24 protein-coding genes and 2 pseudogenes are annotated in these 24,205 nt (G+C 70.8%); 9 read left to right on the plus strand and 17 right to left on the minus strand.

Annotated elements, in window-relative coordinates:
- Positions 1 to 416 (minus strand): carboxyl transferase domain-containing protein (locus AB0P41_RS16295; protein ID WP_365932558.1); only part of this gene is annotated, 416 nt, incomplete at its 3' end.
- A 509-nt stretch (positions 417 to 925) separates the two neighbouring features.
- Here AB0P41_RS16295 and AB0P41_RS16300 point away from each other — a divergent pair.
- Positions 926 to 2,137 carry a glycoside hydrolase family 64 protein gene (locus AB0P41_RS16300; RefSeq protein WP_356711776.1) on the plus strand — a complete coding sequence of 404 codons (1,212 nt, stop codon included), beginning with the start codon at positions 926 to 928 and terminating at the stop codon, positions 2,135 to 2,137.
- Positions 2,138 to 2,202: 65 nt separating this feature from the next.
- On the opposite strand, the gene AB0P41_RS16305 is transcribed toward AB0P41_RS16300, so the two are convergent.
- The 3 genes from AB0P41_RS16305 to AB0P41_RS16315 all read right to left on the minus strand — a co-directional run bounded on the left by AB0P41_RS16305 (position 2,203) and on the right by AB0P41_RS16315 (position 4,508).
- Positions 2,203 to 2,727 (minus strand): hypothetical protein, encoded by a 525-nt coding sequence (locus AB0P41_RS16305; RefSeq protein ID WP_356711283.1) that lies wholly within the window; start codon positions 2,725 to 2,727, stop codon positions 2,203 to 2,205.
- A gap of 128 nt (positions 2,728 to 2,855) precedes the next feature.
- On the minus strand, positions 2,856 to 3,068 hold the full coding sequence (locus tag AB0P41_RS16310) for a hypothetical protein (protein ID WP_356711285.1): 213 nt from the start codon (positions 3,066 to 3,068) through the stop codon (positions 2,856 to 2,858).
- A 165-nt stretch (positions 3,069 to 3,233) separates the two neighbouring features.
- Positions 3,234 to 4,508 (minus strand): DUF1266 domain-containing protein, encoded by a 1,275-nt coding sequence (locus AB0P41_RS16315; protein ID WP_356711287.1) that lies wholly within the window; start codon positions 4,506 to 4,508, stop codon positions 3,234 to 3,236.
- Positions 4,509 to 4,728: 220 nt separating this feature from the next.
- Here AB0P41_RS16315 and AB0P41_RS16320 point away from each other — a divergent pair, with 220 nt between their 5' ends.
- Entirely contained in the window at positions 4,729 to 5,346 is a 618-nt protein-coding gene (locus tag AB0P41_RS16320) for a YceI family protein (protein WP_365932561.1), read from the plus strand.
- An 88-nt stretch (positions 5,347 to 5,434) separates the two neighbouring features.
- Here the strand turns inward: AB0P41_RS16320 and AB0P41_RS16325 are convergent, their stop codons facing one another.
- From AB0P41_RS16325 to AB0P41_RS16335, 3 genes are read right to left on the minus strand one after another with little or no spacing between them, the layout of a single operon-like run.
- On the minus strand, positions 5,435 to 6,073 hold the full coding sequence (locus AB0P41_RS16325; RefSeq protein ID WP_365932563.1) for a class I SAM-dependent methyltransferase: 639 nt from the start codon (positions 6,071 to 6,073) through the stop codon (positions 5,435 to 5,437).
- Positions 6,070 to 7,110 carry an NAD(P)/FAD-dependent oxidoreductase gene (locus AB0P41_RS16330; protein ID WP_365932564.1) on the minus strand — a complete coding sequence of 347 codons (1,041 nt, stop codon included), beginning with the start codon at positions 7,108 to 7,110 and terminating at the stop codon, positions 6,070 to 6,072. Before AB0P41_RS16330 ends, AB0P41_RS16325 begins: the two co-directional genes overlap by 4 nt.
- Before the next feature lie 15 nt (positions 7,111 to 7,125).
- Positions 7,126 to 7,572, minus strand: coding sequence for an ATP-binding protein (locus AB0P41_RS16335; protein ID WP_365932566.1), 447 nt, complete (start codon positions 7,570 to 7,572; stop codon positions 7,126 to 7,128).
- Positions 7,573 to 7,684: 112 nt separating this feature from the next.
- Here AB0P41_RS16335 and AB0P41_RS16340 point away from each other — a divergent pair, with 112 nt between their 5' ends.
- The 4 genes from AB0P41_RS16340 to AB0P41_RS16355 all read left to right on the plus strand — a co-directional run bounded on the left by AB0P41_RS16340 (position 7,685) and on the right by AB0P41_RS16355 (position 11,157).
- Positions 7,685 to 8,506, plus strand: coding sequence for a helix-turn-helix transcriptional regulator (locus tag AB0P41_RS16340; protein WP_365932568.1), 822 nt, complete (start codon positions 7,685 to 7,687; stop codon positions 8,504 to 8,506).
- Positions 8,503 to 8,754, plus strand: a complete 252-nt coding sequence (locus tag AB0P41_RS16345; RefSeq protein WP_356711298.1) for a DUF397 domain-containing protein — start codon at positions 8,503 to 8,505, stop codon at positions 8,752 to 8,754. The genes AB0P41_RS16340 and AB0P41_RS16345 overlap by 4 nt, the downstream gene beginning before the upstream one ends.
- A gap of 10 nt (positions 8,755 to 8,764) precedes the next feature.
- Positions 8,765 to 9,607, plus strand: a complete 843-nt coding sequence (locus AB0P41_RS16350) for an SMI1/KNR4 family protein (protein WP_365932570.1) — start codon at positions 8,765 to 8,767, stop codon at positions 9,605 to 9,607.
- 176 nt (positions 9,608 to 9,783) lie between these two features.
- Positions 9,784 to 11,157 (plus strand): cellulase family glycosylhydrolase, encoded by a 1,374-nt coding sequence (locus AB0P41_RS16355; RefSeq protein WP_365932572.1) that lies wholly within the window; start codon positions 9,784 to 9,786, stop codon positions 11,155 to 11,157.
- Between the two features lie 39 nt (positions 11,158 to 11,196).
- On the opposite strand, the gene AB0P41_RS16360 is transcribed toward AB0P41_RS16355, so the two are convergent.
- The 4 genes from AB0P41_RS16360 to AB0P41_RS16375 are packed head-to-tail and all read right to left on the minus strand — an operon-like array spanning position 11,197 to position 12,573.
- Entirely contained in the window at positions 11,197 to 11,589 is a 393-nt protein-coding gene (locus AB0P41_RS16360; protein WP_356711304.1) for a type II toxin-antitoxin system VapC family toxin, read from the minus strand.
- On the minus strand, positions 11,586 to 11,822 hold the full coding sequence (locus tag AB0P41_RS16365) for a hypothetical protein (protein ID WP_356711306.1): 237 nt from the start codon (positions 11,820 to 11,822) through the stop codon (positions 11,586 to 11,588). Before AB0P41_RS16365 ends, AB0P41_RS16360 begins: the two co-directional genes overlap by 4 nt.
- A gap of 50 nt (positions 11,823 to 11,872) precedes the next feature.
- A complete protein-coding gene (locus AB0P41_RS16370) occupies positions 11,873 to 12,112 on the minus strand; it encodes a helix-turn-helix domain-containing protein (RefSeq protein ID WP_365932824.1) in 240 nt (79 codons plus the stop codon).
- On the minus strand, positions 12,109 to 12,573 hold the full coding sequence (locus AB0P41_RS16375) for a GNAT family N-acetyltransferase (protein ID WP_365932575.1): 465 nt from the start codon (positions 12,571 to 12,573) through the stop codon (positions 12,109 to 12,111). Before AB0P41_RS16375 ends, AB0P41_RS16370 begins: the two co-directional genes overlap by 4 nt.
- A gap of 81 nt (positions 12,574 to 12,654) precedes the next feature.
- Between AB0P41_RS16375 and AB0P41_RS16380 the strand changes: the two genes are divergently transcribed.
- Together AB0P41_RS16380 and AB0P41_RS16385 are read left to right on the plus strand one after the other, a co-directional pair.
- Entirely contained in the window at positions 12,655 to 13,521 is an 867-nt protein-coding gene (locus AB0P41_RS16380; RefSeq protein ID WP_365932577.1) for a hypothetical protein, read from the plus strand.
- Between the two features lie 61 nt (positions 13,522 to 13,582).
- Positions 13,583 to 14,344: a DUF4097 family beta strand repeat-containing protein gene (locus AB0P41_RS16385; RefSeq protein WP_365932579.1), complete on the plus strand. Its 762-nt coding sequence runs from the start codon at positions 13,583 to 13,585 to the stop codon at positions 14,342 to 14,344.
- A 5-nt stretch (positions 14,345 to 14,349) separates the two neighbouring features.
- On the opposite strand, the gene ppk2 is transcribed toward AB0P41_RS16385, so the two are convergent.
- On the minus strand, positions 14,350 to 15,300 hold the full coding sequence (gene ppk2, locus AB0P41_RS16390) for a polyphosphate kinase 2 (protein WP_365932581.1): 951 nt from the start codon (positions 15,298 to 15,300) through the stop codon (positions 14,350 to 14,352).
- Positions 15,301 to 15,442: 142 nt separating this feature from the next.
- Here ppk2 and AB0P41_RS16395 point away from each other — a divergent pair.
- Positions 15,443 to 16,015, plus strand: a pseudogene (locus AB0P41_RS16395) (MSMEG_1061 family FMN-dependent PPOX-type flavoprotein); the annotation flags it as partial.
- A gap of 27 nt (positions 16,016 to 16,042) precedes the next feature.
- Here the strand turns inward: AB0P41_RS16395 and AB0P41_RS16400 are convergent.
- From AB0P41_RS16400 to AB0P41_RS16420, 5 genes and pseudogenes are all read right to left on the minus strand, one after another.
- Complete coding sequence (locus tag AB0P41_RS16400; RefSeq protein ID WP_365932582.1) at positions 16,043 to 17,431, minus strand: hypothetical protein; 1,389 nt, start codon at positions 17,429 to 17,431, stop codon at positions 16,043 to 16,045.
- 79 nt (positions 17,432 to 17,510) lie between these two features.
- Positions 17,511 to 20,597, minus strand: coding sequence for a glycoside hydrolase family 3 N-terminal domain-containing protein (locus AB0P41_RS16405; protein ID WP_365932584.1), 3,087 nt, complete (start codon positions 20,595 to 20,597; stop codon positions 17,511 to 17,513).
- Positions 20,598 to 20,651: 54 nt separating this feature from the next.
- The gene (locus AB0P41_RS16410) at positions 20,652 to 22,073 is read right to left on the minus strand and encodes a GH1 family beta-glucosidase (protein ID WP_356711319.1); all 1,422 of its coding nucleotides are present in this window, start codon (positions 22,071 to 22,073) and stop codon (positions 20,652 to 20,654) included.
- Positions 22,074 to 22,123: 50 nt separating this feature from the next.
- Positions 22,124 to 23,113, minus strand: coding sequence for an ABC transporter ATP-binding protein (locus AB0P41_RS16415; RefSeq protein WP_356711321.1), 990 nt, complete (start codon positions 23,111 to 23,113; stop codon positions 22,124 to 22,126).
- 149 nt (positions 23,114 to 23,262) lie between these two features.
- Positions 23,263 to 24,204, minus strand: a pseudogene (locus AB0P41_RS16420) (ABC transporter permease); the annotation flags it as partial.
- Between the last annotated feature and the right edge of the window lies 1 nt (position 24,205).

The following is a 24,205-nucleotide window of genomic DNA, read 5'->3' on the forward strand; positions in this document are numbered from 1 at the left end:
TTCAGGGAGACCAGCGGGGCACCGGCCGAGATGGCCATGTCCATGATCTTGTGGATCTTCGTGGCGTGGGCCTCGCCCAGCGCCCCGCCGAAGATGCGGAAGTCGTGCGCGTAGACGAAGACCGTCCGGCCGTCGACCGTGCCCCAGCCGGTGATGACACCGTCGGTGTACGGCTTCTTGGCCTCCAGGCCGAAGCCGGTCGCCCGGTGCCGGCGCAGCTGCTCGACCTCCTTGAACGATCCCTCGTCCAGCAGCAGCTCGATGCGCTCGCGCGCCGTCAGCTTGCCCTTGGCGTGCTGCGCCTCGGTCGCCCGGTCGCTCGGTCCACGCCGGGCCTGCTCGCGCAGTGCCAGCAGTTCGGCCACCCGGCCACGCGTGTCACTCGGCTCGCCCGGGATTTCGTCCACAACGGTCATACGTCGACCCTACGAACCCGACCGCGCAATTCCTGCCGTCCACACCGAACAGTCTCCTGCCCGGTTTCCTGGTGGCACCTGACAGAAGCGGTGCACCATGCATCCCATCTGCCAGCTCACAGGGCTTCCGCGTTGTAGAGCTTCGACAAAGCGGGGAATGTGTCCCCGGCCACACGCCGCTCCGCGCGCCACGCCGCGGAGCCACCGGGGCGGACGACCGGACCCACCGGAATGGCCCCGCAGCCGGCCGGGGCGGCCGCGTTCAGCATCTGTTCACCCGGTGCACACGGCGAGGGACCATGCGTGGTCAAAACCCGTCCCACGGCGTCGAGTTGTGAAGAACGACAACTTCTTGAGAGCGCTCTCAGTCCTAACTCTTGACGCCCACCGGAGCCGTAGCGAGAGTGGTGCGCACCGCAGACGGCCCCACCGCTCCACCTCCCCGCACCACCCCTGACCCCTGTCTGCGGCCCCCCACACCTCGGGAGTCCTCCGTGATTTCGCGCAGAATGTTCCTGACGGGCGCCGCCGCCTCCGCGACCGCGCTCACCTACCCCCTCTGGGGCAGCGCCCTGAGCCCTCGTACGTCGGCCGCCCCCGCGACCTGCGAACTGGCCCTGGAGAACAAGTCGTTGCCGGGCACCGTGCACGCCTATGTCACCGGCCACGAGCAGGGCACGGACCGCTGGGTGCTCCTGCGCCCGGACGGCAGCGTCTACCGCCCCGACTCCCCCGGCGCCCCGCAGACCCCGCTGCCGGTCGACTGCGCCATTCCGCTGAAGGCCGCGGGAGCCGGCCCGGTCGTCCTGACCCTGCCCCAGATGTACGGGGCGCGGGTCTACTTCGTACGCGACGACAAGCTGGACTTCTACCTCAACCCGGGCCCGTCCCTGGTCGAGCCGGCCTTCGCGACGCCCACCGACCCGAACTACGGCAGGACCTGGTCGTTCTGCGAGTTCACCTTCAACCCGCAGCAGCTCTACGCGAACATCAGCTACGTCGACCTGGTGACGGCGCTGCCGATCGGGCTGACCCTGGAGGGTGACGCCACGCACACGGTGGCCCCGCTCCCGGACGGCGCGGTCCAGCGCATCGCCGACGACCTCACGGCCCAGGCGGCGTCCGACGGGCAGCCCTGGGACAAGCTCGTCACCCGGAGCTCGGACGGGCAGGTCCTGCGGGTCGTCTCGCCGCAGAACCTGATGGCGCCGTTCTTCGACCGGCCCGCCGAGATGCCGTTCCGCGATCTGTTCACCGGACAGATCGACGAGGTCTGGGAGAAGTACCGCTCCACCGATCTGCGGATCGACCTGCAGGGCGGCCGGGGCACGCTCGCCGGCCGGGTCAGCGGGGACACCCTGACGTTCGAGGGCGGCCACACCTTCGTCAAGCCGACGTCGAAGGACATCTTCACCTGCAACCACGGCCCCTTCACCAACAACCCCGGGGACTCCGACGACAAGAAGGCCCTGCTGGCCAGGATCGCGGCCGGCTTCAACCGCTCGATCATGCTCAGCCACCCCAGCCAGCCGAACGGCACGTCGGTGGCGGACTACTACCAGGGCGCGGTGACCAACCACTGGTCACGCGTGGTCCACGCGAACTCCCCGATCGGCTACGCCTTCCCCTACGACGACGTACGCCCGGACGGCGAGCCGGACGTGTCGGGGGCGGCGCACGACGGCAACCCCCGCCGCTTCACGGTGAGCGTGGGTTCCTGATCAGCCACCCGTGACACCGTGGCCCCCGTCCCGCCGGACGGGGGCCACGGTGCGTACAGGGGAGGTCAGCAGCCGCCGCAGTTGTAGTACGTCACGTCCCAGTGGTTGCCCTCGTCGGCGTAGACGTTGCCGGAGCCGGACCGGTACTGGGGCGCGCCGTCACCTCGCACACCGATGTACGTGAAGACGCCCTTCACGTAGTTCGTCAGGCAGGTGCTCTTGCCGAAGTCCAGCTTGTAGCCGTTCCAGTGCGAGTACGTGCCACTGGCGTGCCCGGTCTCCGTGCCCCCGGTGATGTTCAGGGCGCAGCCCGTGGCGCTCTTCAGAGTCTGGGCGCCCTGGGCGCTGGTCAGGTTGAGCTGGTCGAAGGACGTGCAGGTGGAGACGTTCCGGTTGGAACAGCCGCCGGAGGACGACCAGGTGATCCCGGACGAGCTGAAGCGGGAGGTCGCCTGCGAGTGGGTCAGCTTGGTGACGGCGTGCGCCTCGGTGGCGCCGCCGCCGAGGACACCGACGCCGGGCGCGAAGAGCGCGCCCAGGACGAGTGCGAGAGCGGTGAGGGCCGAGCGGAGTCGGGGGCGGGTCAGCATGGGGGATCCTCCTGCTCATGACAACTTATGGGCAGGGAGATAGTGCCCCAGTTCTACGCGCGTCCGCCAGAGGGCGACCGGCGTCCGCGTCATCCGCCGAAGCGGCGCGGAGGCAGACCGCGCCCCGGCTACCTGACGAGGTCGAGCCAGTGGCGGTATGCGGAGGCGAAGGGCTCGGCGCCGTCACCGTCGCGGCAGCCCGCCTCCATCAGCCACTCGCAGGTCTGCCGAGCCTTGCTGACCAGGCTCTCGGGACAGCCGTAAAGCACTCGGTGCTCGGCGAATTCGTCCTCGTCCTCGACCCGGGGCAGACCTCGGCCCGCGGGACCGCCATCACGCACGCGAACCGACTCGTCCAGCCTCCCGTGGCGGAACTGACCGCGACCCCCTGTGCCGTACCCAGCCACACGCCGTGCTCGTCCTCGCCGAGCCGGTCAGCCGTCCACCGCGCACTCAGGCTGCCGTCGTACTTCCGGATGTCGACCGACACGAGGGGCCTGCCCACCTCAGGTCCAGGGGAGCGTGCGCCACGGGCTGGTCGGGTCGCTGGTCAGGGCGCGGTGGGTCGCGAGGACGGTCTCGTACCACTCGCCGAACTCCTCTTCGTCGAAGTGGAGGCAGCGGCCGAGGACGTAGGCGGCCGAGAAGCTCTCCCACGAGCGGTAGTTGAGCTGGACCAGACGGCCGGCGCGGACCACGGCCGCCTCCGCCTCCGGCAGGGAGCACAGGCGGGCGGCGAGGCCCCAGCGGGCCATGCCGGAGGCCCGGCCGTAGTCCCAGGCCTCGACGCTTCGGACGTAGCCGCCTTCGGGTAGCAGGCCGTCGGCGCGGAACCGTGCCTCGTAGCGGGCGATGCGGCCGATCAGCCGCTGCACGCCGGTCACTTGCCCCTCCAGCTCCGCGGCGGTGACGGTGTGGCCCTGGGTGACGCCGTCCGGGGTCAGGCGGGGCTCGGTGGCGGCCTCGGTGCGCCTGCGCACCACGTTCGCCGCGGCCTGGCGCCAGTGGTCGACGTCGACGGGGCCCGCGAAGTCCAGGGCCATGGAGCGGCGCAGTTGCAGGACGAACTCCCAGACGCCGCTGACCATCCCGGCGCGCAGCAGTTGTTCCTGCGCGTCCTGCCAGTCCTCGCGGGTACTGACGCCCCACCAGCGTTCCAGCGTGTTCTTCTCGTTGCGGTAGCCGCTGCCGTGGTACGCCATCGAGTTCCAGTAACGCCCGTTGCGCACGTTGATGTGCGCGCCGACCGCGAGACCGAAGGCGACGGGGCCGCTGCGTGGCCCGCCCACCTCCAGGGTGTGGACGACGTCCTGGGCCAGCCCCGGCAGTTCGACCGGGGCGGAGTGGCGCTGCCACAGGGCGCGGCCCTCCGGCCCGGCCGGCAGGATGCCCTCGCAGGGGCTGCCGGGGTTGACGACGAGGTAGGGCGGGTCGTGCGGGTCCCAGGCGTCCGCGAACCACCCCAGGTCGTAGCAGTTGTAGACCGGGTCCGCGACGGGCGGTGGCAGCATGCCGCCGGTGTAAACGGCCAGGCACATGGTCCGGGTCTGCGGGCTCCAGTAGGGGTGGAAGCGACTGTTGCCCGGGTTCGCGTCGACGTACGCCCGCGACTGCATCATGTACAGGTCGGCCCGGGCGACGAGGTCGTAGTACGCGGGCCAGTCGCCGCGCGCCTTCGCCTCGTACAGCCCCCGCTCGACCGCGCTCGGCGCCTGCCAGCCCTGTACCGGGGCCGGCGGACCGGGCAGGGCTCCTCCCTCGTGACCTGCTGTCAAACCCATGGGCAAACTTTAAGGGGTGATCCGGCACGGTCGGCGTGCCGGATCCTTCGGGCCGGGGCCGGCCTGAGCGAGGGCGCCGAGGCGGGCCTCGAAGGCCTTGTGGGCCGATCCGGATCCTTGATGTTGAACTTTGAACAAGATGGGTCTACAGTCGAAGTCGTTGAAGGTTAAACCAACGCTTCGACGACCACTCGCTGAATCCGTCCCCCGAGGAGGAGCCATGGCTCTGTTCAACCGCAAGAACAACGACGCCCCGGCCGCCACCGCCACCCTCGCGGTGGACCCCGCGCTGGCCGCGCTGACGGGCACCTACACGATCGACCCGGCCCACAGCAGCATCGGCTTCACCGTGCGCCACGCCATGGTCACCAACGTGCGCGGTTCCTTCGGTGAGCACGAGGGCACCCTGGAGCTGGACGGCTCCGACCCGTCCAACTCCTCCGCCTCCATCGACGTGAAGATCGCCAGCGTCGACACCGGCATCGCCGACCGCGACGGCCACCTGGTCAGCGGCGACTTCTTCGACGCCGAGACGTTCCCCCTGATGACGTTCCGCTCCACCGGGGCCGAGCAGCTCGGCGGGGACACCTACCGCGTCACCGGCGACCTCACGATCAAGGACGTGACCCGCCCGCTCTCCATCGACCTGGAGTTCAACGGCTCCGCCACCGACCCCTTCGGCAGCCAGCGCGTGGGCTTCGAGGGCAGCGCCGAGATCCTGCGCTCCGACTGGGGCCTGACCTACAACGCGGCGCTGGAGACCGGCGGCGTGCTGGTCGGCGACAAGGTCAAGCTGAACTTCGACATCTCCGCGATCAAGGCCGTCCCGCAGGCCTGACCCTCCCGCACCGAGCGCGCCCGCCGGCCCTCCCCTTCCCCGGGGAGGACGGCGGGCGCTCGGCGTCAGCGGCCTGCGTTCCGGCGGTTCAGCGGCCCGCGTTCCGGCGCACCTTCAGCGCGTTGTCCGTGCGGGTGGTGGGGTTGCCCTCCGGGTCGTTCTGGATCCGCTCGTGCTCCTCGCTGAGCAGCACCTCCCACTCACCGTCCGGCAGTTCGAGCGAGGCGAGAACCTCGTCCGTCGTCGGCAGCTCCATGTCCGGGTGGTCGTGCTCCCACGAGGGGAAGCCGGCGTGCCCGACGATCAGGAGCACGCCCCCCGGGGCGACCGCCCTCGCCGCCCTGCGCAGGATCTCCTCGCGGGGCAGGTCTCCCATCGAATGCAGGAACTGGGCGGAGACCAGGTCGTACTCCCCTCCGGGGAACGAGGCGCCCAGGTCGTGCCACTGCCAGTCGATCCGGTCGGCGACACCGGCCTCGGCCGCGTGGACCGCCGCCCGCTCCAGTGCGACCCGCGAGATGTCCGTGGCGGTGACCCGCCACCCCCACCGGGCCAGCCAGACCGCGTCCGCGCCCTCGCCGCACCCGAGGTCGAGGGCCCGCCCCGGTGTGAGGCCCTCCACCTCGCGGACCAGGGCGACGTTGGGGTTTCCGCTCCAGATCCGGTCGCTCTCGCGGTACCGGTCGTCCCACATCTCGGCGTCGGTACGGGTGCTGTCGGTGGTCATCGTGAGGTCTCCTGAAGTCCGTGACGGCGGTCTCCGAGCACACGCTCGGTGACCTGGCGCTCGGCCTCGGCCGAGAAGGGTGCGCGGCGGGCGTCGACCGCGCGGCGGGTGTCCTCGGTGACGAGGTCCATGTTGATGGCCGAAGCCGACTTCACCCCGGCGGCAGCAGCCCCGACGACCTGCTCCATGAGGTTGGTGACGTTGCCGGCCACCCAGACCCCCGGCACAGCGGTCGCCCCGGTCGGGTCTGCCGCGATGTACGTGCCGATGACCTGGTCACCCATCGTCATCTCGGTCGGCACCAGCCCGAGGCTCTCCAGGACCGCCGACCGCGCGGTGAAGCGCGGCTGGACCACGAGCGCCTCACGCGGGATCACCGTGCCCCCGGCCAGCCGCACCCCGGTGAGCCGGCCGTCGGCCACCTCCACCGCCGCGACCTCGCCGTCCACCACCGAGATGCCCCGTGCGGCGAACTGCTCGTACTCCTCGTCGCTGAAGTCGGGCTGGTCGTTGCGGAACAGCGCCACGTCGTCGGTCCACTGCCGCCAGAGCAGCGCGTGGTGCACGGCCATGGGGCTGCTCGCCAGAATGCCGACCGGCCTGTCCCGCACCTCCCACCCGTGGCAGTACGGGCAGTGCAGCACCTCGCTGCCCCAGCGCTCGGCCAGGCCCTCCACGGCCGGCAGCTCGTCGACGATCCCGGTGGTCACCAGCAGGCGACGGGCGTGGACGGCGCTCCCGTCCTCCCGCACGACGCGGAAGCCGTCGGACAGCCTCTCCGCCGAGACGACGCTGCCCCGGACGATCTCCGCCCCGTACTCCGCCGCCTCGGCCCGGCCGATGGCCAGCAGCTCCAGGGGCGGGACACCCTCCCGGCCCAGGTAGTTGTGCGCGTGGGACGCGGGGGCGTTGCGCGGGCTGCCCGCGTCGATCACAAGCACGGAACGCCGCGCCCTGGACAGGGCGAGGGCCCCGCTCAGCCCGGCGGCGCCACCGCCGATCACCACTACGTCGTACCGCTGGTTCGTCTCACTCATGCGGATCACCTCCTGTTACGGACGATGGTGCGCGCATGGCGGCGATTCGACAAACCTGCTTGCCGAACCGGCAAACTCGCACCAGACGGTCTTCCCAGGGTCCCTCTCCCCCACTCCCCACGCATCGGCGAGCGCCCCGACGAGCGCGAGCCCTCGCCCGTACTCGGCGAGGGGCCCGGGGTCCGCCGGCTCCCCGACCTGTCCCCCGCCACTGTCGTGCACCTCGATCCGGAGCGCGCTCCCCCAGGTGAGCTGGACCCGGAAACCCCTCCCGGGCGGGACGCCGTGGACCAGCGCGTTGGTCGCCAGCTCGCTCACGCAGAGCAGTACGTCATCGAGGTCCACCTCGCACGCCCAGTCGACCAGAGCCTCCCGTACGAACTGGCGCACAAGCGGCACCGACCTGCGCTCACGGCGGTAGAACGCCTCACGGAAGGAGGCGAGTTGCGTTGTCTCGTTCACGGGACGACTGTCACAGAACGTCACTACTGTTGGTCACCGCGTCAGGTCGTACACCGCGTCTGTACGAGCGCTGACGGGTCAGGCGGTGCTCGCGTACGGGGAGAGGCACGTCATGCACTCGGTGAAGAGGAACAAGCGCGTCACGTCCTGGCACGTCATCGGCGCCCAGCTCGCCGCGTTCCGGCGCGCGGCCGGATACACCCAGGCGTCACTGGCCGACCGGTGCTGCGTGGGCGAGGACACGATCGCCTCCATCGAGCAGGGCCGCCGACCGCTCCAGGCGGACTTCGCGGCGCTGCTGGACGAACTGCTGGACACGAAGGGGGCGTTGGCGGTCGCGGTGGCGAAGGTGCCGCAGAGGGAGCGGTTCCCGGCGTTCGTGCAGGACTTCGTGGAGTACGAGCAGGAGGCGGTGACGCTGCTGTCTTATCAGAACCAAGTGGTTCCTGGGCAGCTCCAGACCGAGGCATACGCGCGCGCTGTATTCACAAGCCTCTACCCTCCCCTTGAGGACGACGAGCTTGAGGAACGCATCGCAGCCCACCTCGACCGGCAGCGCTTCCTCAGCCGTAAGCCCCGGCCGATGGTCAACTTTTTGATCGAGGAGTCTGTTCTGGCGCGGCCCCTCGGAGGCCGGTCCGTACTCCGCGAGCAGATCCTGCATCTGCGAAGGTGCGCCGAACTTCCGTTCCTGGGGCTACAGATCATGCCGACCGACCGCGAGACCCACTCCGCGCTGGACGGTCCGATGGTGCTGCTTGAGACCCCTGACCACGATCAGCTGGCCTACATCGAGGGACAACGCGTCAGCGTCCTGATCGACGACCTCGACGAGGTCAGTGTGCTGCAACAGAAATATGGGATGCTGCGTTCGCAGGCGATTTCCCCCGAGGAAACCATGCGCCTACTGGACGACCTGCTAGGAGAGTCATGACGCGCGCAGCACACGACACAGGCCTCACCTGGTTCAAGTCGAGCTACAGCGGAAGCGAGGGCGGCGACTGCCTCGAAGTCGCCTACGACTGGCACAAATCCAGCTACAGCAGCGATCAGGGCGGCAACTGCGTAGAGGTCGCCGCCCACCCCGCCGCCATCCACATCCGCGACTCCAAGGTCACCGACGGGCCGGTGCTGACCGTGCCGCCGGCCGCCTGGGCCGCGTTCGTCGCCTCCGCAGCCTGAGGGCGCGCGCGTGACCGGCCCGCACGGCTCGCTCGCCCGGATCGCCGAACGGGTACGCCCGCCCGCCGTGGCGGTCGACGGCCGGGGCGACTGGGCCGAGGTGGAGAGGGCCCTGGGCACCCCGCTGCCGGAGGACTACAAGCAGCTGGTCGCAACGTACGGTCGCGGGGACTTCTGGGGCGCTCTGTGCCTTTGCACCCCGTTCGGTGATGACAACCCGGTCCCGCTCACGGCGGAGCTCCTGGACGACTACGGTCCGCTGCGCGACTTCTCCCCCGAGAATTACCCCTACCCGCTCTTCCCGGAGCCCGGCGGGCTGCTCGCCTGGGCGGTGACGGAGAGCGCGGCGCACGTCTGCTGGCTGACCGAAGGGCCTCCCGAGTCCTGGCCCGTGGTCATCTGGTCACGGGACGACGACTACGAGCGGTTCGACTGCGGCGCCGGCGCGTTCCTGGACGGCCTGACGAGCCGCAGCATCACCCCCGGTCTCCTGCATCACACCCCCGAGCTCGCCCCCTGGTTCGACCCCGCAGTCGAGCTCGACCACGTGTACGTCCGGCTGGGCGAGGGGGCCCGTCCGTACGCCGAACGCCTGCGGATCCTGCGCGACGCGCTCGCGCCCACGTCCGACCGTGGCGGCTACGAGCACGACGGCCAGCGGCAGGACCACTTCGCCGTGGAGGCCACCGGCTGGCTCATGACGTACGAGTCGGCCTACGGCCATCAGCTCCGGGTCGCCTTCCCGCCCGCCGACAGCGCGGCGGCCCGCCGTGCCGTGCTCGCGGCCGTGGAACGTATGGGGTGCCCCGTGCAGTCGGCCGACACCGTGCACGGCACATCGTCCTGGGCCTGACCGTTACATCTTCCCAGCTCGCCGCCACAGCGTAGCCATGGCCTCCCGTACCTCTCCTCACCGAAGCCTGCCGGATGTCTGTACGCGCATCCCCACACCGTGTACGGTCTCGGCCCGATGGACCTTGGGAGCGCTCCCACCCCCCACTGTTTCCGCTTCGCACGAGGAGGAGCACCATGAAACGCCTGTTCGCCTTACTCGCGACATTCGCGACCGTCCTGGGCCTCACGGCAGCGTTCAGTTCCCCCGCTGTGGCAGCCACCGGCTGCAAGGTCGACTACACGGTCTCCAGCCAGTGGTCAGGCGGCTTCCAGGCCGGCGTGAAGGTCACCAACCTGGGCGCTCCCGTCACCGGCTGGACGCTCGGCTTCACCATGCCGGACGCGGGCCAGAAGGTCGTCCAGGGCTGGAACGCCACCTGGTCGCAGTCCGGCCCGGCCGTCAGCGTCGCGGGGCTCGACTGGAACCGCACGCTGGCCACCGGCGCGGCGGCGGAGGTGGGATTCACGGGCTCCTTCACGGGCGCCAACCCGAAGCCCACGGCGTTCACACTCAACGGTGTCGCCTGCACGGGCTCCCTCGAAGAGGAGCCCCCGCCGGTCCCGTCCGACGGCACCCCCGTGGACATCAACGGGCCGCTCCACGTCTGTGGCGTGAACCTGTGCAACCAGTACGACCGCCCCGTCCAGCTGCGGGGCATGAGCACGCACGGCATCCAGTGGTTCGACGCCTGCTACAACGCCGCGTCGCTCGACGCGCTGGCGAACGACTGGAAGTCGGACCTGCTGCGCGTCTCCATGTACGTACAGGAGGACGGTTACGAGACGGACCCGGCGGGCTTCACGGCCCGCGTGAACGAACTCGTCGACATGGCCGAGGCCCGCGGCATGTACGCCCTGATCGACTTCCACACCCTGACGCCGGGTGACCCGAACTACAACCTCGACCGCGCGAAGACGTTCTTCGCGTCCGTCGCCGCCCGCAACGCGGCCAAGAAGAACGTGATCTACGAGATCACCAACGAGCCCAACGGCGTGAGCTGGTCGGGCATCAAGAGCTACGCCGAGCAGGTCATCCCGGTGGTCCGCGCGGCCGACCCGGACTCGGTCGTCATCGTCGGCACCCGCGGCTGGTCCTCGCTCGGGGTCTCGGACGGCTCCAACGAGAGCGAGGTCGTCAACAACCCCGTCAACGCGTCCAACATCATGTACGCGTTCCACTTCTACGCCGCGAGCCACAAGGACTCCTACCGCTCCACCCTGAGCCGCGCCGCCTCGCGACTCCCCCTGTTCGTCACCGAGTTCGGCACGGTGAGCGCCACGGGCGGCGGAGCGATGGACCGGGCGAGCACCACGGCCTGGCTGGACCTGCTCGATCAGCTGAAGATCAGCTACGCGAACTGGACCTACTCCGACGCCCCCGAGAGCAGCGCGGCGCTCCGGCCCGGCACCTGCGGCGGCGGTGACTACAGCAGCAGCGGCGTGCTGACCGATTCCGGTGCGCTGCTCAAGAGCCGCATCAGCACCCCGGACAGCTTCCCCACCAGCTGACCGGTGGCGGGAGCACCCCCGCCGCTCCGGCGCCTGCCCTCAGGCAGGCGCCTCCACCGGCAGTCCGGCCTCGCGCGCGGCGTCGGCAAGCCACTTGTCGTACGTGAGGAACGCGGTGAGCCGGGACCGTGTGCGAAGGGCCGTCGCCAGGTGAATGGCGTCAAGGCTGTGCACGGTCGCCGGCTTCACCGTCTGCGCCAGAATCCTTACGCCGGCGTCGATGTCCACCATCTCGATCAGGTCGAGCACCGAATGCAGCCGGACAACGGCTGCGGGTGCGTGGCGAGCCAGCGCTCTGACCGTTTCGATCTCGGTCAGGGCAGAACTCGTCCACGCGGTTTCCACCCGCTCGTCGAGCCATGCCCGCAGCGCGTGTGACTCCGACTCGGCGTGGACAAGCTTCACGACGGCGGCCGAGTCCAGATAGATCATCGACTCTCGCCTTCGCGATCACGGGAGATCTCGGCCGCCACATCGATGCCGTCGGGCTCCCCCAGCGGCATGCGCAGAGCGGCTCGCCGCATCGCAGCTGCCCGTTCCTTGCGCCGGGCAGCTTCCAGCACCGCCTGTCTTATGGCCGCCGACCGGGAATCGCCGTCCGATGTGAGGACCTCAAGAGCGCGCTCGGTCTCCGAGTCGGTGCGGATCGTTACGGTGTCAGCCACGATCCGAGCGTAAGACGATCCGTCTTACGCCGCAACTGCTGCACATCGGGTCACCCATGGGACGGCCCTGCGTGCGCGGGGTCAGATCGTCGTTGGGAATCAAGGGACGGGAGAACCGGACAATACGCCCGACTTTCTGTCCGTGACTTCCCGACGACGGGAGGGGTCCCGGGGGGGGAGGGGAGGGTGATTGTGTGCGTGCGCATCTTGCGGCAGATCGTTGTGCGGGAGATGCCCAGGCGCTGGGCTGCCAGGAGTTTGTTGCCGCCCCCGGCACCGCGGGTGCTCAGGCGACGGCCCGGCGATAGACCTGCCGTGAACCGCCTTCCGGGCCGGGTCCGGCGGCCTCGGCCGGTGTGAAGCCGAGACGCTCGTAGAAGACGCGCGCCCCGCTGTCCACGGCACCCGGGTGGTCGGCCCCGAAGGTGACCACCTCGACGGTGCCCGGACCGCGCACATACCGGCGGAACGCGTCCGCCATCAGTGCCCGGCCGGCACCGGTTCCGCGCGCCTTCTCGGCCACGACGAGCCAGTGCACATGATGGACCGGCGCCTCCGCGCCGAACAGCAGGCCTCCGACGATCTCCGCATCCGGCGAGACCGCGACGAGCGCCGCGGACCGGCGGATGTGTTCCTCCACCGCACGGTGGAAGCCGGGCTCCTCCACCATCGGCCCGAACCACTCCTCGACCTGGGCCGCGAGCGCGATGAAGCCGGCCAGATCCTGTTCCCGCGCGAGTCTGACGATCACTCAAGAAGTCTGGCAGATGAAGTCGTACGGTCATATCGGAATCGGGCGGCTCTTCACCGTCATCCTGGCTAAAGTCCCGCCATGGCCACCACACCCGACGCCCCCGCCCTGCCCTCCCTGACCGTACGCAGCCGAGCCGGCTCCTTCTCGCTGGAGAAGCGGTCGATCCTCCTGGAACAGGGCGGTGTCCGAAGACGCATACCGCTGGAGGCCGTCGAGGAAGTGCGCCTCGAAAGCCGGCGCGGGCCCGGGGTGGAGGTCGTCCTCACCGCTCCCGCGGGGGCGTCGGGCACCGTCTACCGGGTGGGCTGCCGCAACCGGGCGTCGGCCACGGCCTTCGTGGACGCGGCTCAGCGGGCGCTGCCCGTCCGGGACGCGGGCGCAGCACGCGAGGACGGCGCGGCACAGGTCGTCGTGCTTCCCCGACTCGCGGACAAGGACAGGAGAACGGCCCGCGACCGGCTGCTGATCGCCGCCGCGCTGTTGCCCGTGGCGCTCTACGTGGCGGGCCTGGTCGTCCTGATCGCGCACGGGGACATCTTCGGGGTGGTGTTCTGGCTGCTCGGTCTGAAGCCCCTGGCCTTCGGCCTGCTCCTGTACGGCCTGTCGGCCAAGAACCTGTACGACCGGTGGCTCCTGCGCCGTCGGGGCATCTCGGTGCTGGCGACGTCCGACCACGTCCAGGGCAAGAAGCAGATGTACGGCTTCGTCGACGCGGAGGGCGTGAAACGGTTCTGCGAGCCCGACTCCGCCGCTGAGCCCGTCAGCGTCTCGCCCCGGCAGGTCGCCGTCGTGTACGACCCCGAGCACGTCGGACGGGTCAAGGCCGTCCTCCCTCTGCGCACCTGGGTGCTCAGGACGATCGGTGTCGCCTTCGGCGGCACGTCGCTGCTGGTCCTCGGGTTCTTCCTGGTCCCCTACCAGCTCATCGAGGTGCTGTCCCGCTGAGTCACGGTCGTGCGGCCGTCTCCTGCCATGGGACGGCCCGGTGCGGGGAACACGGGCAGGCATGGACATCACCGCTGTCACGCACCGATCGCGATGGGCCGCGCTGCTGGCGGCCGTCCCCCTCCTGGCCGCGTGCGGCGGGGACCCCGGCGCACGGCTCGACGGAGCGCCGCCCGCCCTGGGCCGGGACTCACATCTGGTGATCACGACCGACAACGGCGTGCGTCTGCGGCCCGCCGAGGGCGACCGGGCGGTCACCGGGGCCCGGATCGACAGCCGTTGGTCCCACCGCGACGGCACCTGGGTCCTCGATCTGTCCTGTCCCGGGCACGAGGATCAGGGGGAGCACGAGGACGGGCCGTGTCCCCGTATGCCCGCGGTCGGCGTCCCCGACGGCGTCCCGGTCACGGTCACCGCCAGGAACGCGGGCATCGACGTGGCGGGTGTGGCTGCGGCACTGGACCTGACCACCGTCAACGGGGACGTGACGGTCGCCCGGTCCGGCCATGGTGACGCCACCGTCCGGCTGGCCACCCGCAACGGCTCCGTGCGCACCGGGGCCGTGAGTTCGGCGCGCCTGCGCGCGGAGACCGTCAACGGTGACGTGACGCTCGGCAGCACCACATCGCCGTCCCGTGTCGACGCCGCCACGACCAACGGCTCGGTACGGGTGTCGCTGCCGCACGACGCGCCCCCGTACGCCGTCGACGCGACGACGCGGAACGGCCGGGCCTCGGTGGCCTTCCCTTCCGCCGCGGAGGGGAACGGGCACGAGATGACCCTGGCTACCGTCAACGGTGACGTCACCGCCACACATGACTGAGCCTTTTACGGGTGCGCCCCCGGCCCCTCGGTGTTCGGAGCGAGGCGGGTGGGCGAGAGGGCGGTGTCCTCCTCGCCCGGTTCCAGCAGGGTGGCGGCAGGGCCCACGACGAGGGGGTCCGGCTTGCCGACGGCCTCCTCGCTCTTCGCCGTGTAGTCGACGCGGGCGAGCAGGCTGCGCATCGCTTCGAGGCGGGCCCGGCGCTTGTCGTTGCTCTTCACGACGGTCCAGGGCGCGTGCTCGGTGTCGGTCGCGCGGAACATGTCGACCTTCGCCGTGGTGTAGTCGTCCCAGCGGTCCAGCGAGTCGATGTCCGTCGGCGACAGCTTCCACTGGCGGACGGGGTCGACCTGGCGGATGGCGAAGCGGGTGCGCTGCTCGGCGCGGGAGACCGAGAACCAGAACTTGACCACGATGATGCCGTCGTCGACGAGCATCTTCTCGAACTCCGGGCACTGCCTGAGGAAGAGCTCGTACTCGGGCGGGGTGCAGAAGCCCATGACGCGTTCGACTCCGGCCCGGTTGTACCAGGAGCGGTCGAAGAAGACGAGCTCGCCGGGTGCCGGCAGATGGGCCACGTAACGCTGGAAGTACCACTGGCCGAGCTCGCGGTCCGTGGGCTTGTCCAGGGCCACGATGCGCGCGCCACGCGGGTTGAGGCGCTCGGTGAACCGCTGGATGGTGCCGCCCTTGCCGGCCGCGTCCCGCCCCTCGCAGACCACGACCACCCGCGCGCCGGTGTTCTTGGTCCACCGCTGGAGCTTGAGCATCTCTATCTGCAGGATGCGCTTGATCCGCTCGTACTCGTTGCGGCGGATCTTGCGGTCGTACGGGTAGTTCTCACGCCAGGTCCTGATCGGCCGGCCCGTCTCGTCGAGCAGGATCGGCTGCTCAGGCCGGCTGGTGTCGACGGTCAAGCCGTCCAGCAGTTGCTTCTCCACCTGGTCACGGTCCACCTGATCAAGCTTGTCACCCGTTCGGCCCTCGCGCCACCAGGAGGTGGGGGCGGCGGGCAGCGGCCCGCCCCTACGTAAGGTTGTCCTCACAGTGCCAGGTCAGCGATCCGCTGCTGTGCCCCCGCGAGGTACGGAGAACCCCTTGTCGAACAGCGCGCCCGTGGCCGCCACCACCGACGCCCCCTCCCCGGGCGGTGAGCCCCTGGCCGGGGCGGTCTTCCTGGAGTCGGCCGAGCAGCTGCGGGAGATCCTCGGCACCCCGTGGCCGCTGGTCATCGACAAGGTCCACGACGAGCTCACCGAGGACGACCTGGACCTGCTGGCCCGCGCGCCGTTCTGCGCTGTCTCGACGTCCGACGCCGACGGCAACTGCGACACCTCCCCGCGCGGCGGCGCACCGGGCTTCACCCGGGTCCTGGACGCGCGGACGCTCGCCCTGCCCGACCTGCCGGGCAACCGTCGTGGCGACAGCTTCCGGAACATCCTGTCCAACCCGCACGTCGGCCTGCTCTACCTGATACCCGGCGTGATGACCGTCCTGCGGATCAACGGCCGCGCCCGCGTCCTCACGGACGCCCCCTTCTTCGACGCGATGACGGTGAAGGGGCGGCGCCCCGACCTCGCCCTGGTCGTGGAGATCGACGAGATATATCTGCACTGCCCGGCCTCGCTCAAGCGCTCGGGCATGTGGGCTCCGGAGACGTGGGAGGGCGCGGCGGGAAAGGCCGAAAGTGCCCGGGGTCTAGAACCCGCCGCCGTCGAAGCCTCCGCCGCCTCCGAACCCTCCGCCGTCGCCGAAGCCGCCACCGCCGAAGCCGGACGAGTCGAAGTCGGAGCCTGAGACGTCTCCGCCGCCCCAGTCACCGCCCCCGCCGCCTCCGCCGAAGTCACCGCCGCCGTACTCGGCCGCGTACGCCGGGGTGGCGAGCATCGAGCCGAGCATGGTGCCGACCAGCAGGCCCGGGAGCAGGCCGCCGCCGAAGTAGCCGCCGGCCCAGGGGCCGTAGGCCGGGCCCGCCTCCCAGTAGGGGCGCCGTCGGCCGTCGCCCACGTCGACCGTGCGGCTCATGGGGTCCTCGCCGTCGCGCAGCCGCACCTCGTCGGCGCCGCAGACCGGGACCTCTCGGGCCGCTCCGCCGGACGGCGTCCACAGGACGTCCGCGACCGACGGGCCGTGGCGCGGGTCGAAGAAGCAGGGCGGGCGGCGGGCCGGGAGCGCGCGGCCCTTGCGACGGGCCTCCAGGACGGCGAGCGAGAAGCGGCCGTCCTCCAGAGCCTGGGTCACCCCTCGTACGTCGGAGGGCTGCCGGGCGTTGCCCATGCGGGACTTGGCGTCCTCGTAGGAGTCGAGCGCGCGTTCGTAGTCGACGCGCATCGCGTCGTTCGCGCCCTTCTCGGCGGGGTGGAAGTCCAGCCGGTCCAGGGTCTCGCCGTACGCCGTGATGTCCTCGTCCACGACGACACGGAGCTTCTCCAGGGCGGCCCGCTCCTCCTCCTCCTTGCGCTTCCTGTTGCGGCGGACGACCGCGAGCGCGGTGCCTCCGCCCACCAGGACCACGCCTCCGAGGACGATCAGACCGGCCACCGGAGTGCCGTCCTGCGCGCCGTCGCCGGCGCCGCCGCCGGACCAGGAGGCCGGGGCGCTGCCCCTGGCCTCGTCGACGGCGCGGTCGACGAAGGCGTTGAGCTGGGTCGCGGCGTCGGTGTCCGTGCCGGGTGCCTTCACGGCTGTGGTGAGGTTGTCGACGGCCCGGACCGGCATCACCTGCGGGTCGGCGCCCGCGTCGAAGCCGTCACCGAGGCGGACCGCGTAGACGCCGGTGACTCCGGTGTCGGTGCGCAGGTTCTGCAGGAGGTTCTCGGGCGGGTACTCGGACGTCGCGGGCAGCACGGCCACGAAGACCGGCTTGTCGGCGTCCTCGATCTTCTTCTCCAGGGCGGCCTCCTGGGATGCCGAGAGCTGACCGGTCGCCGCCGGGTCGACGTAGACGGGGTCCTCGCGCAGGGCGGTGGCGACGTCGTCGATCGTCGAGGGGGCGGCGGCCTGGGCAGCTGGGATGATCGCCAGCACGGCCGCCGAAACCATCAGCAGCAGGCAGGCCCACAGGGGAGCGAACAGCCTCTTCCGCATACTCCGAAAGTAACCCGAACGGGCGAAAAATGCGTCGCCCGCCCGGGTCCCTTCCATGCTGTTACGCGGCTTCCCGCTGTCACACGGCGCGGTACGCCGTGCGCAGCTTCGCCACCGCCCCGGTGAGATCGCCGGTGAGCAGCAGGTGGTCGGCCTCGGCGAACGGCTTGGACACCGCCGCGGTCAGCTTGCCGCCGGTGTTCCGCTGGACCAGGAGTCTCGCCCGGTCCACGATCTCCTTGCCCACCGCGGTCCTCCCGAGGCCGGCTCGCTCGGCGAGCTGCGCGGCGACGGCGAGGCCGGTGAGGGTGGCTTCGCCGCCCTGCGGGACCTTCCGCAGGGTGGTCAGTCCCCAGCCGTACGGGAACTGCGGGTCGTACGCGGCGTCGCCGACGTTGACCGGCAGCTGCGACTCGGACTTCGGCCAGGTCACCGGAAGCTGCCCGGTGAAGGCCCGCTTGCCGTAGAGGACGTCGGCGACTCCGTCGCCCTCGGTGCCCGGCAGCCAGGAGGCGACCAGGGCGTCGATGTCCCCGAGCCGGTCGCCGATGAGCTGGGGGCGGCCCGACACGACGAGGACCGCGCACCTCATGGCGGCGCAGACCGTGTCGACGGCCTTCTTGTCGGCGTCGGTGAGCTCCAGGTCGTGGCCGTTGCCGACGTCCCCGATGCCTTCGGCGTACGGCTTCTCACCGACCACGACGACTCCGGCGTCGTATCCCTCGGTCGGGGCGGAGGCGTCCTGGGAGAAGGTGGCCGAGGAGGTGTTCTTCTCGATGCCCTTCAGGATCGTCGTGCCCGGGGTGGTGGCGCCGGAGGCACCCTGCCAGCTGACGGTCCAGCCTCCGGCCTGGTTGCCGAGGTCGTCGGCGTTGGATCCGGCGACGTAGACCTTCTGGGACGCCTTGAGCGGCAGTACCGCGCCGTCGTTCTTCAGGAGCACCTGGGACTTGGCGGCTGCCTCGCGGGCGACCGCGCGGTGCTCGGCCGAGCCGACCTTGCCGAGGTTCGACGTGTCCGCGTACGGCTTCTCGAACAGTCCGAGGCGGAACTTCTGGGTGAGGATCCGGGAGACGGCGTCGTCGATCCTGGCCCGGCTGATCCGGCCGTCGGTGACCTCGTCCTGGAGCGTCTTCGTGAAGTCCTGGTACGCCGTAGGGACCATGATCATGTCCAGGCCCGCGTTGACCGAGGTGCGCACGTCGCTCGCGTAGTCGCCCGGGATCTGGTCGATGGCCTGCCAGTCGCTGATGACGAAGCCGTCGAAGCCCATCCGGTCCTTGAGCACGCCGTTGATCATCTCGGCGTTGGCGTGCATCTTCACCGGGCCGGCGTCGTCGCCGAGGACGTCGAGCGAGGAGTACGACGGCATGACCGTGCCGACGCCGCGCTTCACGGACTCGGCGAACGGCGAGAGGTGCACCGCTTCGAGCTCCTGGCGGGTGACCTTCGTGACCCCCTGGTCGATGGTGTAGGACCCCGTGGTGGAGGAGCCGAACTCCGTGCCGCCGTCGCCGACGAAGTGCTTGGCGCTGGCCAGCACCTTGTCGTTGCGGTCGAGGTCCTTGCCGGAGGGGTGGCCCTGCATGCCGGTGATGACCGTCTCCATGGCCTCGACCAGCGCCGGGTCCTCGCCGTACGCCTCGTAGGAGCGGCCCCAGCGCTCGTCGCGGGTGACGCAGACGCAGGGGGCGAAGTCCCATGGGATCCCGGTGGCGCGGACCTCGTTCGCCGTGACGGCGCCGGTCCTCTCCGCGAGCTTCGGGTCGCGGCCGGCGCCGATGCCGATGTTGTGCGGCATGATCGTCGCGCCGATCACGTTGTTGTGGCCGTGCACCGCGTCCACGCCGTAGATCAGCGGGATCTGGAAGCGGGTGGCCTGCGCGCGCAGCTGGTAGGCGTCGGTCATCTTCGCCCATGCCTCGGGCGTGTTCGGCGTGGGTACGGAACCGCCGCCGGAGAGCAGCGACCCGAGGTCGTACGTGGCGATGTCGCCCGGCGACCTCAGCGCGTTGCGCTCCGCCTGGGTCATCTGGCCGGCCTTCTCGGCCGGGGACATCCGCCCGAGCAGGTCGGCGACGCGCTTCTTCACCGGGAGCTTCGCGTTCTGGTACGGCAGCCCGTGGGCGTCGATGACGACCTGGGGGTTCTCCTTGGGCGCCTTGGCCCCGGTGACGGTGAGTTCGAGCGGGATCGTCTCCGCCGACTCGGCGCCCTTGTCCTTTGTGGTGGCCACGGAGACGGTGTGGGTGGTGCCGGAGGCGGTGCCCGCCGGGAAGGTGTGCGTGCCGGTGACGGGTGTGTAGTCCTTGCCGGACCCGGCGCTGCCGCCCTCGGTGGTGTACGCGACCGTGACGGGCTCCTCCGTGGGGGCCGATCCGGTGGTGGCGACGGAGATCCTGATGTCCGCCGTGGCGCCCTCCTCGACCGGGTGCACGGCGGAGTCGACGACGACGCTCGACTTCAGGGCCGGGTCGGCCTTGCCGTACAGCTCCACGGCGTCCATGGCGAAGGAGCCGGGGGCGCCGGTCGGGAGGGTGAGGGCGTAGCCCCACATCTCGTTCAGGCCGAGGATCTGGTCGATGCCGCCGACGGGCTGGTAGTCGGCCCGGTAGACGAAGTCGGCGAAGGGGATCTCGACCTGGTGCCAGCCCTCCCAGTCGTCGGTGAAGGAGGTGGTCCACAGCTCGGAGGCGCCGCCGTTGGCTCCGCCGTCCTTGATCTCGAAGTTGATCCGCTTGCCCGAACCGGGCGGCAGGGGCGCGGTGTTCTGGCCGTACCACCAGAAGCGGATGCCCTTGTGGGCCGTCCAGTCCTTCGGGGGCTGGTCCACGGCGAACTCGTGGCTGAGCCCGCCGTAGGCGCTGATGTCGTAGGTGCCCTGGAGGACCTTGGCGCCCTCGGGGGCGTCGGCGCGCTCCTTCAGCTCCAGAGCGGGGTGGTCGTCGGTGTCGCCGCCCCAGGTGAAGAGGGCGTCGGCGGGTGGGTTGCCGAGGGGGACCTCACCCTCGAAGCGGTCGACGAGGACGGGGGCGGGGTCCTCGGCGCCGGCCGCCGCGCTGGGGACGGCCCCGGCGAGCAGGGAGGCGAGGACGGTGGCGGCGGCGAGCGCGGCCGTGGCCGGTCTCGCCCGGTGGCGGGCGCGGGTGTGCGGTGTACGGGGCATGTGCGGCTCTTCCCTACTCCGGTGACGGTGCGGGCGGTGGACTGCTGCGGCGGGCTACTGTCCGGTGTCGGGCCGGCCGTCGCGGGTGAGGCGGATCGTGTCGCGGTACCACTTGGCGCTGTCCTTGAGCGTCCGCAGCTGTGTGTCGTAGTCGACGCGGACGATGCCGAACCGCTTGTCGTACCCGTAGGCCCACTCGAAGTTGTCCATCAGCGACCAGGCGAAATAGCCGCGGACGTCGGCGCCCTGCGCGCGGGCCTCGGCCACGGCGGTGATGTGGTCGGCGAGGTAGGCGGTGCGGTCGGTGTCGGGCACGGAGCCGTCGTCGGCGACGGTGTCGTCGAAGGCCGCCCCGTTCTCGGTGATGACGGTCGGCAGCGCGTAGTCGCGCTGGAGCCGCAGCAGCAGGTCGGTGAGCTCGGTGGGGGTGATCTCCCAGTCCATGGCGGTGCGGGGCAGGTCGCGCTCCACCCCGCGGACGACGGGGAGGCCGTCGGCGTCGGTCGGTGAACCGTCCTCGGTCACTCCGGAGAACAGGGCGCCGCGGTAGAAGTTGACTCCGAGGACGTCGAGGGGGGTCGCGATGGCGGCCAGGTCGCCGTCCTGGACGGGCAGCTCGATGCCCTGGGCGGCGAGGTCCTCGACGACGTCCTGCGGGTAGCTGCCGTGGACGATCGGGTCGAGGTAGAGGCGGGTGCCCATGCCGTCGGCGCGGCGACAGGCCTCCCGGTCGGCCTCGCTGTCGGTCTCCGGGGTGGCGGTGCCGAGGTTGAGGGTGATGCCGAGCTCCAGCGGGCTGCTGCCCGCCGCCTCGCGCATCTGCCGGGCGGCGAGCCCGTGGCCGAGCAGCAGGTGGTGGACGGCGCTCACGGCGTCGCCCATGTCGGTGCGGCCGGGGGCGTGGGCCCCGTAGGCGTATCCGAGCATCGCCGAGCACCACGGCTCGTTCAGGGTCGTCCAGTGCTCGACGCGGTCGCCGAGCGCCTCGTACGCGAGCATGGCGTACTCCGCGAAGCGCAGGGCGGTGTCGCGGGCCGGCCAGCCGCCGGCGTCCTCCAGCTCCTGCGGCAGGTCCCAGTGGTAGAGGGTGATCCAGGGGGTGACGCCGCGCCCCCGGAGCTCGTCGGCCAGCCGCTTGTAGAAGTCGAGGCCCTTGGCGTTGGCGGGGCCGCGGCCACCCGGCTGGATGCGCGGCCAGGCCAGCGAGAAGCGGTACGTGTCGACCCCGAGGCCCGCGATCAGCTCGACGTCCTCGGGCATCCGGTGGTAGTGGTCGCAGGCCACGTCGCCGTGCTCCGCGTTGTGCACGGCGCCCGGCACCCGGCAGAAGGTGTCCCAGATGGACGGGGTGCGGCCGTCCTCCGAGGCCGCCCCCTCGATCTGGTACGAGGAGGTGGCCACGCCCCAGCGGAAGTCGGCAGGGAGTCCCTGGACGGCGGCGGGCTGCAGGCTGCTGCGGGGCGTGACGGGATTCATGGGTCTTGGGACTCCGGTTCTGCTGTGGGTGGTGGGCGTCGTGCGGTCGGTCAGTGGTGCAGCCAGCAGGCGACCTCGCGGTCCTGGCCGGCGTCCGGCGGGGCCAGCACCGGCACCCGCACGGCGCACGGCTCGAAGGCCTTGCCGCAGCGGGGGTGGAAGGCGCAGCCGGCGGGCATCGCGGAGAGGTGCGGGGGCGAGCCCGGGATGCCGGTGAGCTCGCGGCGGGGGCCGTGCAGCGCGGGGAAGGAGTGCAGCAGGCCGTCGCTGTAGGGGTGGCGGGGGTCGCGGTATATCTCGGCCGCGCCGGCCTGCTCCACGATCCGGCCGCCGTACATGATCGCGATGCGGTCGGAGAACTCGATCAGCAGCGAGATGTCGTGGGTGATGAACACGACGGAGAAGGAGAGGCGCTCCCGCAACTCCACCAGCTTGCGAAGAATCTGACGCTGCATCACGACATCGAGCGCGGTGGTGGGCTCGTCCATGATGACGATCTCGGGTTCCAGCGCGAGCGCCATCGCGATCATCACACGCTGGCGCATGCCGCCGGAGAGCTGGTGCGGGTAGGCGGCGAGCCGGTCGGCGGAGATGCCGACGAGGCCCAGCAGCTCCTCGGCCCGCGCGGTCCGCTCGGCGGCCCGCATGCCGGGGCGGTGCGCGGTGAGCACGTCGGTGAGCTGGCTGTGGACGGTGTGCACGGGGTTCAGCGAGTTCATCGCCCCCTGGAACACGATCGACAGCTCCTGCCAGCGGAAGGCGCGCAGCTCGTCCGGGGTGAGGGAGAGGAGGTCGACGGCCTCGCCGCCGCCGGGCCGGTGGTAGTGGACGTCGCCGCCGGTGATCACCCCGGGCGGGGAGAGCAGCCGGGTGACGGCGTAGGCGAGGGTGGACTTGCCCGAGCCGGACTCGCCCGCCAGGCCGAGGACTTCGCCGCGGTGCAGGGTGAGGTCGATGTCCCTCAGGGCGCGGACGCCGTTCGCGCCGGTGCCGTAGTCGACGTTCAGGCCGCTGATGGTGAGGATCGGCTCGGCGGTCATGCGCTGTGCTCCTTGCTGGGCGTTCCGGGCGACTCGGGCGTTCCGGGCGTACCTGGCGACTCGGGTGCGGCGGACGGCCCGGGTGCGGCGGGCTCGGCGGTGCGGGCCACCGGGGTGAAGCCGGGCGCGGTCCCCTCGGGCGCGGAGGTCCGGGCCACGGGGGTGAAGCCGACGCGCATCCGGACCTTCCGGGAGGAGCCCGTCGCGGTGCGCAGGCGCGGGTTGACGAACTCGTCGATGCCGAAGTTGATGAGCGAGAGGGCGGTGCCCAGCAGGGCGATGCACAGCCCGGCGGGAACGAACCACCACCAGGCGCCCTGGGCCAGGGCCTGGTTGGACTGGGCCCAGAAGAGCACGGTGCCCCAGTTCCAGTGGGAGATGTCGGCGACGCCGATGAAGGCGAGCGTGATCTCCGAGAGGACGGCGAAGATGACGGTGCCGACGAACCCGGACGCGATGACGGCCGTGAGGTTCGGCATGACCTCGAAGAGGATGATCCGCCATGTGGACTCGCCGGTGGCCCGCGCCGCCTCCACGTAGTCGCGGCGCCGCAGCGACAGGGTCTGGGCGCGCAGGACGCGCGCGCCCCAGGCCCAGGAGGTGAGGGCGATGACGGAGGCGATGAGCATGTCGCCGGTGTCCTCGACGAAGCTCGCGATGATGATGATCAGCGGCAGGCCGGGGATGACGAGGAAGATGTTGGAGAGCATCGAGAGGATCTCGTCGGCGGCGCCGCCGAGGAATCCCGCGCTGACCCCGATGAGCACGGACAGCACGGTCGCCAGGATGCCGGCGAGGAATCCGACGAGCAGCACCCCGCGGGTGCCGACGAGGATCTGCGAGAGGACGTCCTGCCCGGTCTGGGTCGTGCCGAACCAGTGCTCGGAGGACGGAGGCTGCAGCAGCTGGTCGCTCATCGCGTCCGGGTCGTACGGGGCGAGCCAGGGGCCCGCCACGGCGAGGATGACGAAGAAGGCGAGGATGAGCAGCCCGGTGCGGGTCTTCCCGCCCCGCAGGAAGCGGAATCTGGCCCGGGAGGCGGCGGGGACGGCGTCGCTGACGACGACGTCGGTGGTGGTGGTGACGGACATC

This window comes from Streptomyces sp. NPDC079167 (genome assembly GCF_040686735.1).
In the GTDB taxonomy this organism is placed as follows: domain Bacteria; phylum Actinomycetota; class Actinomycetes; order Streptomycetales; family Streptomycetaceae; genus Streptomyces.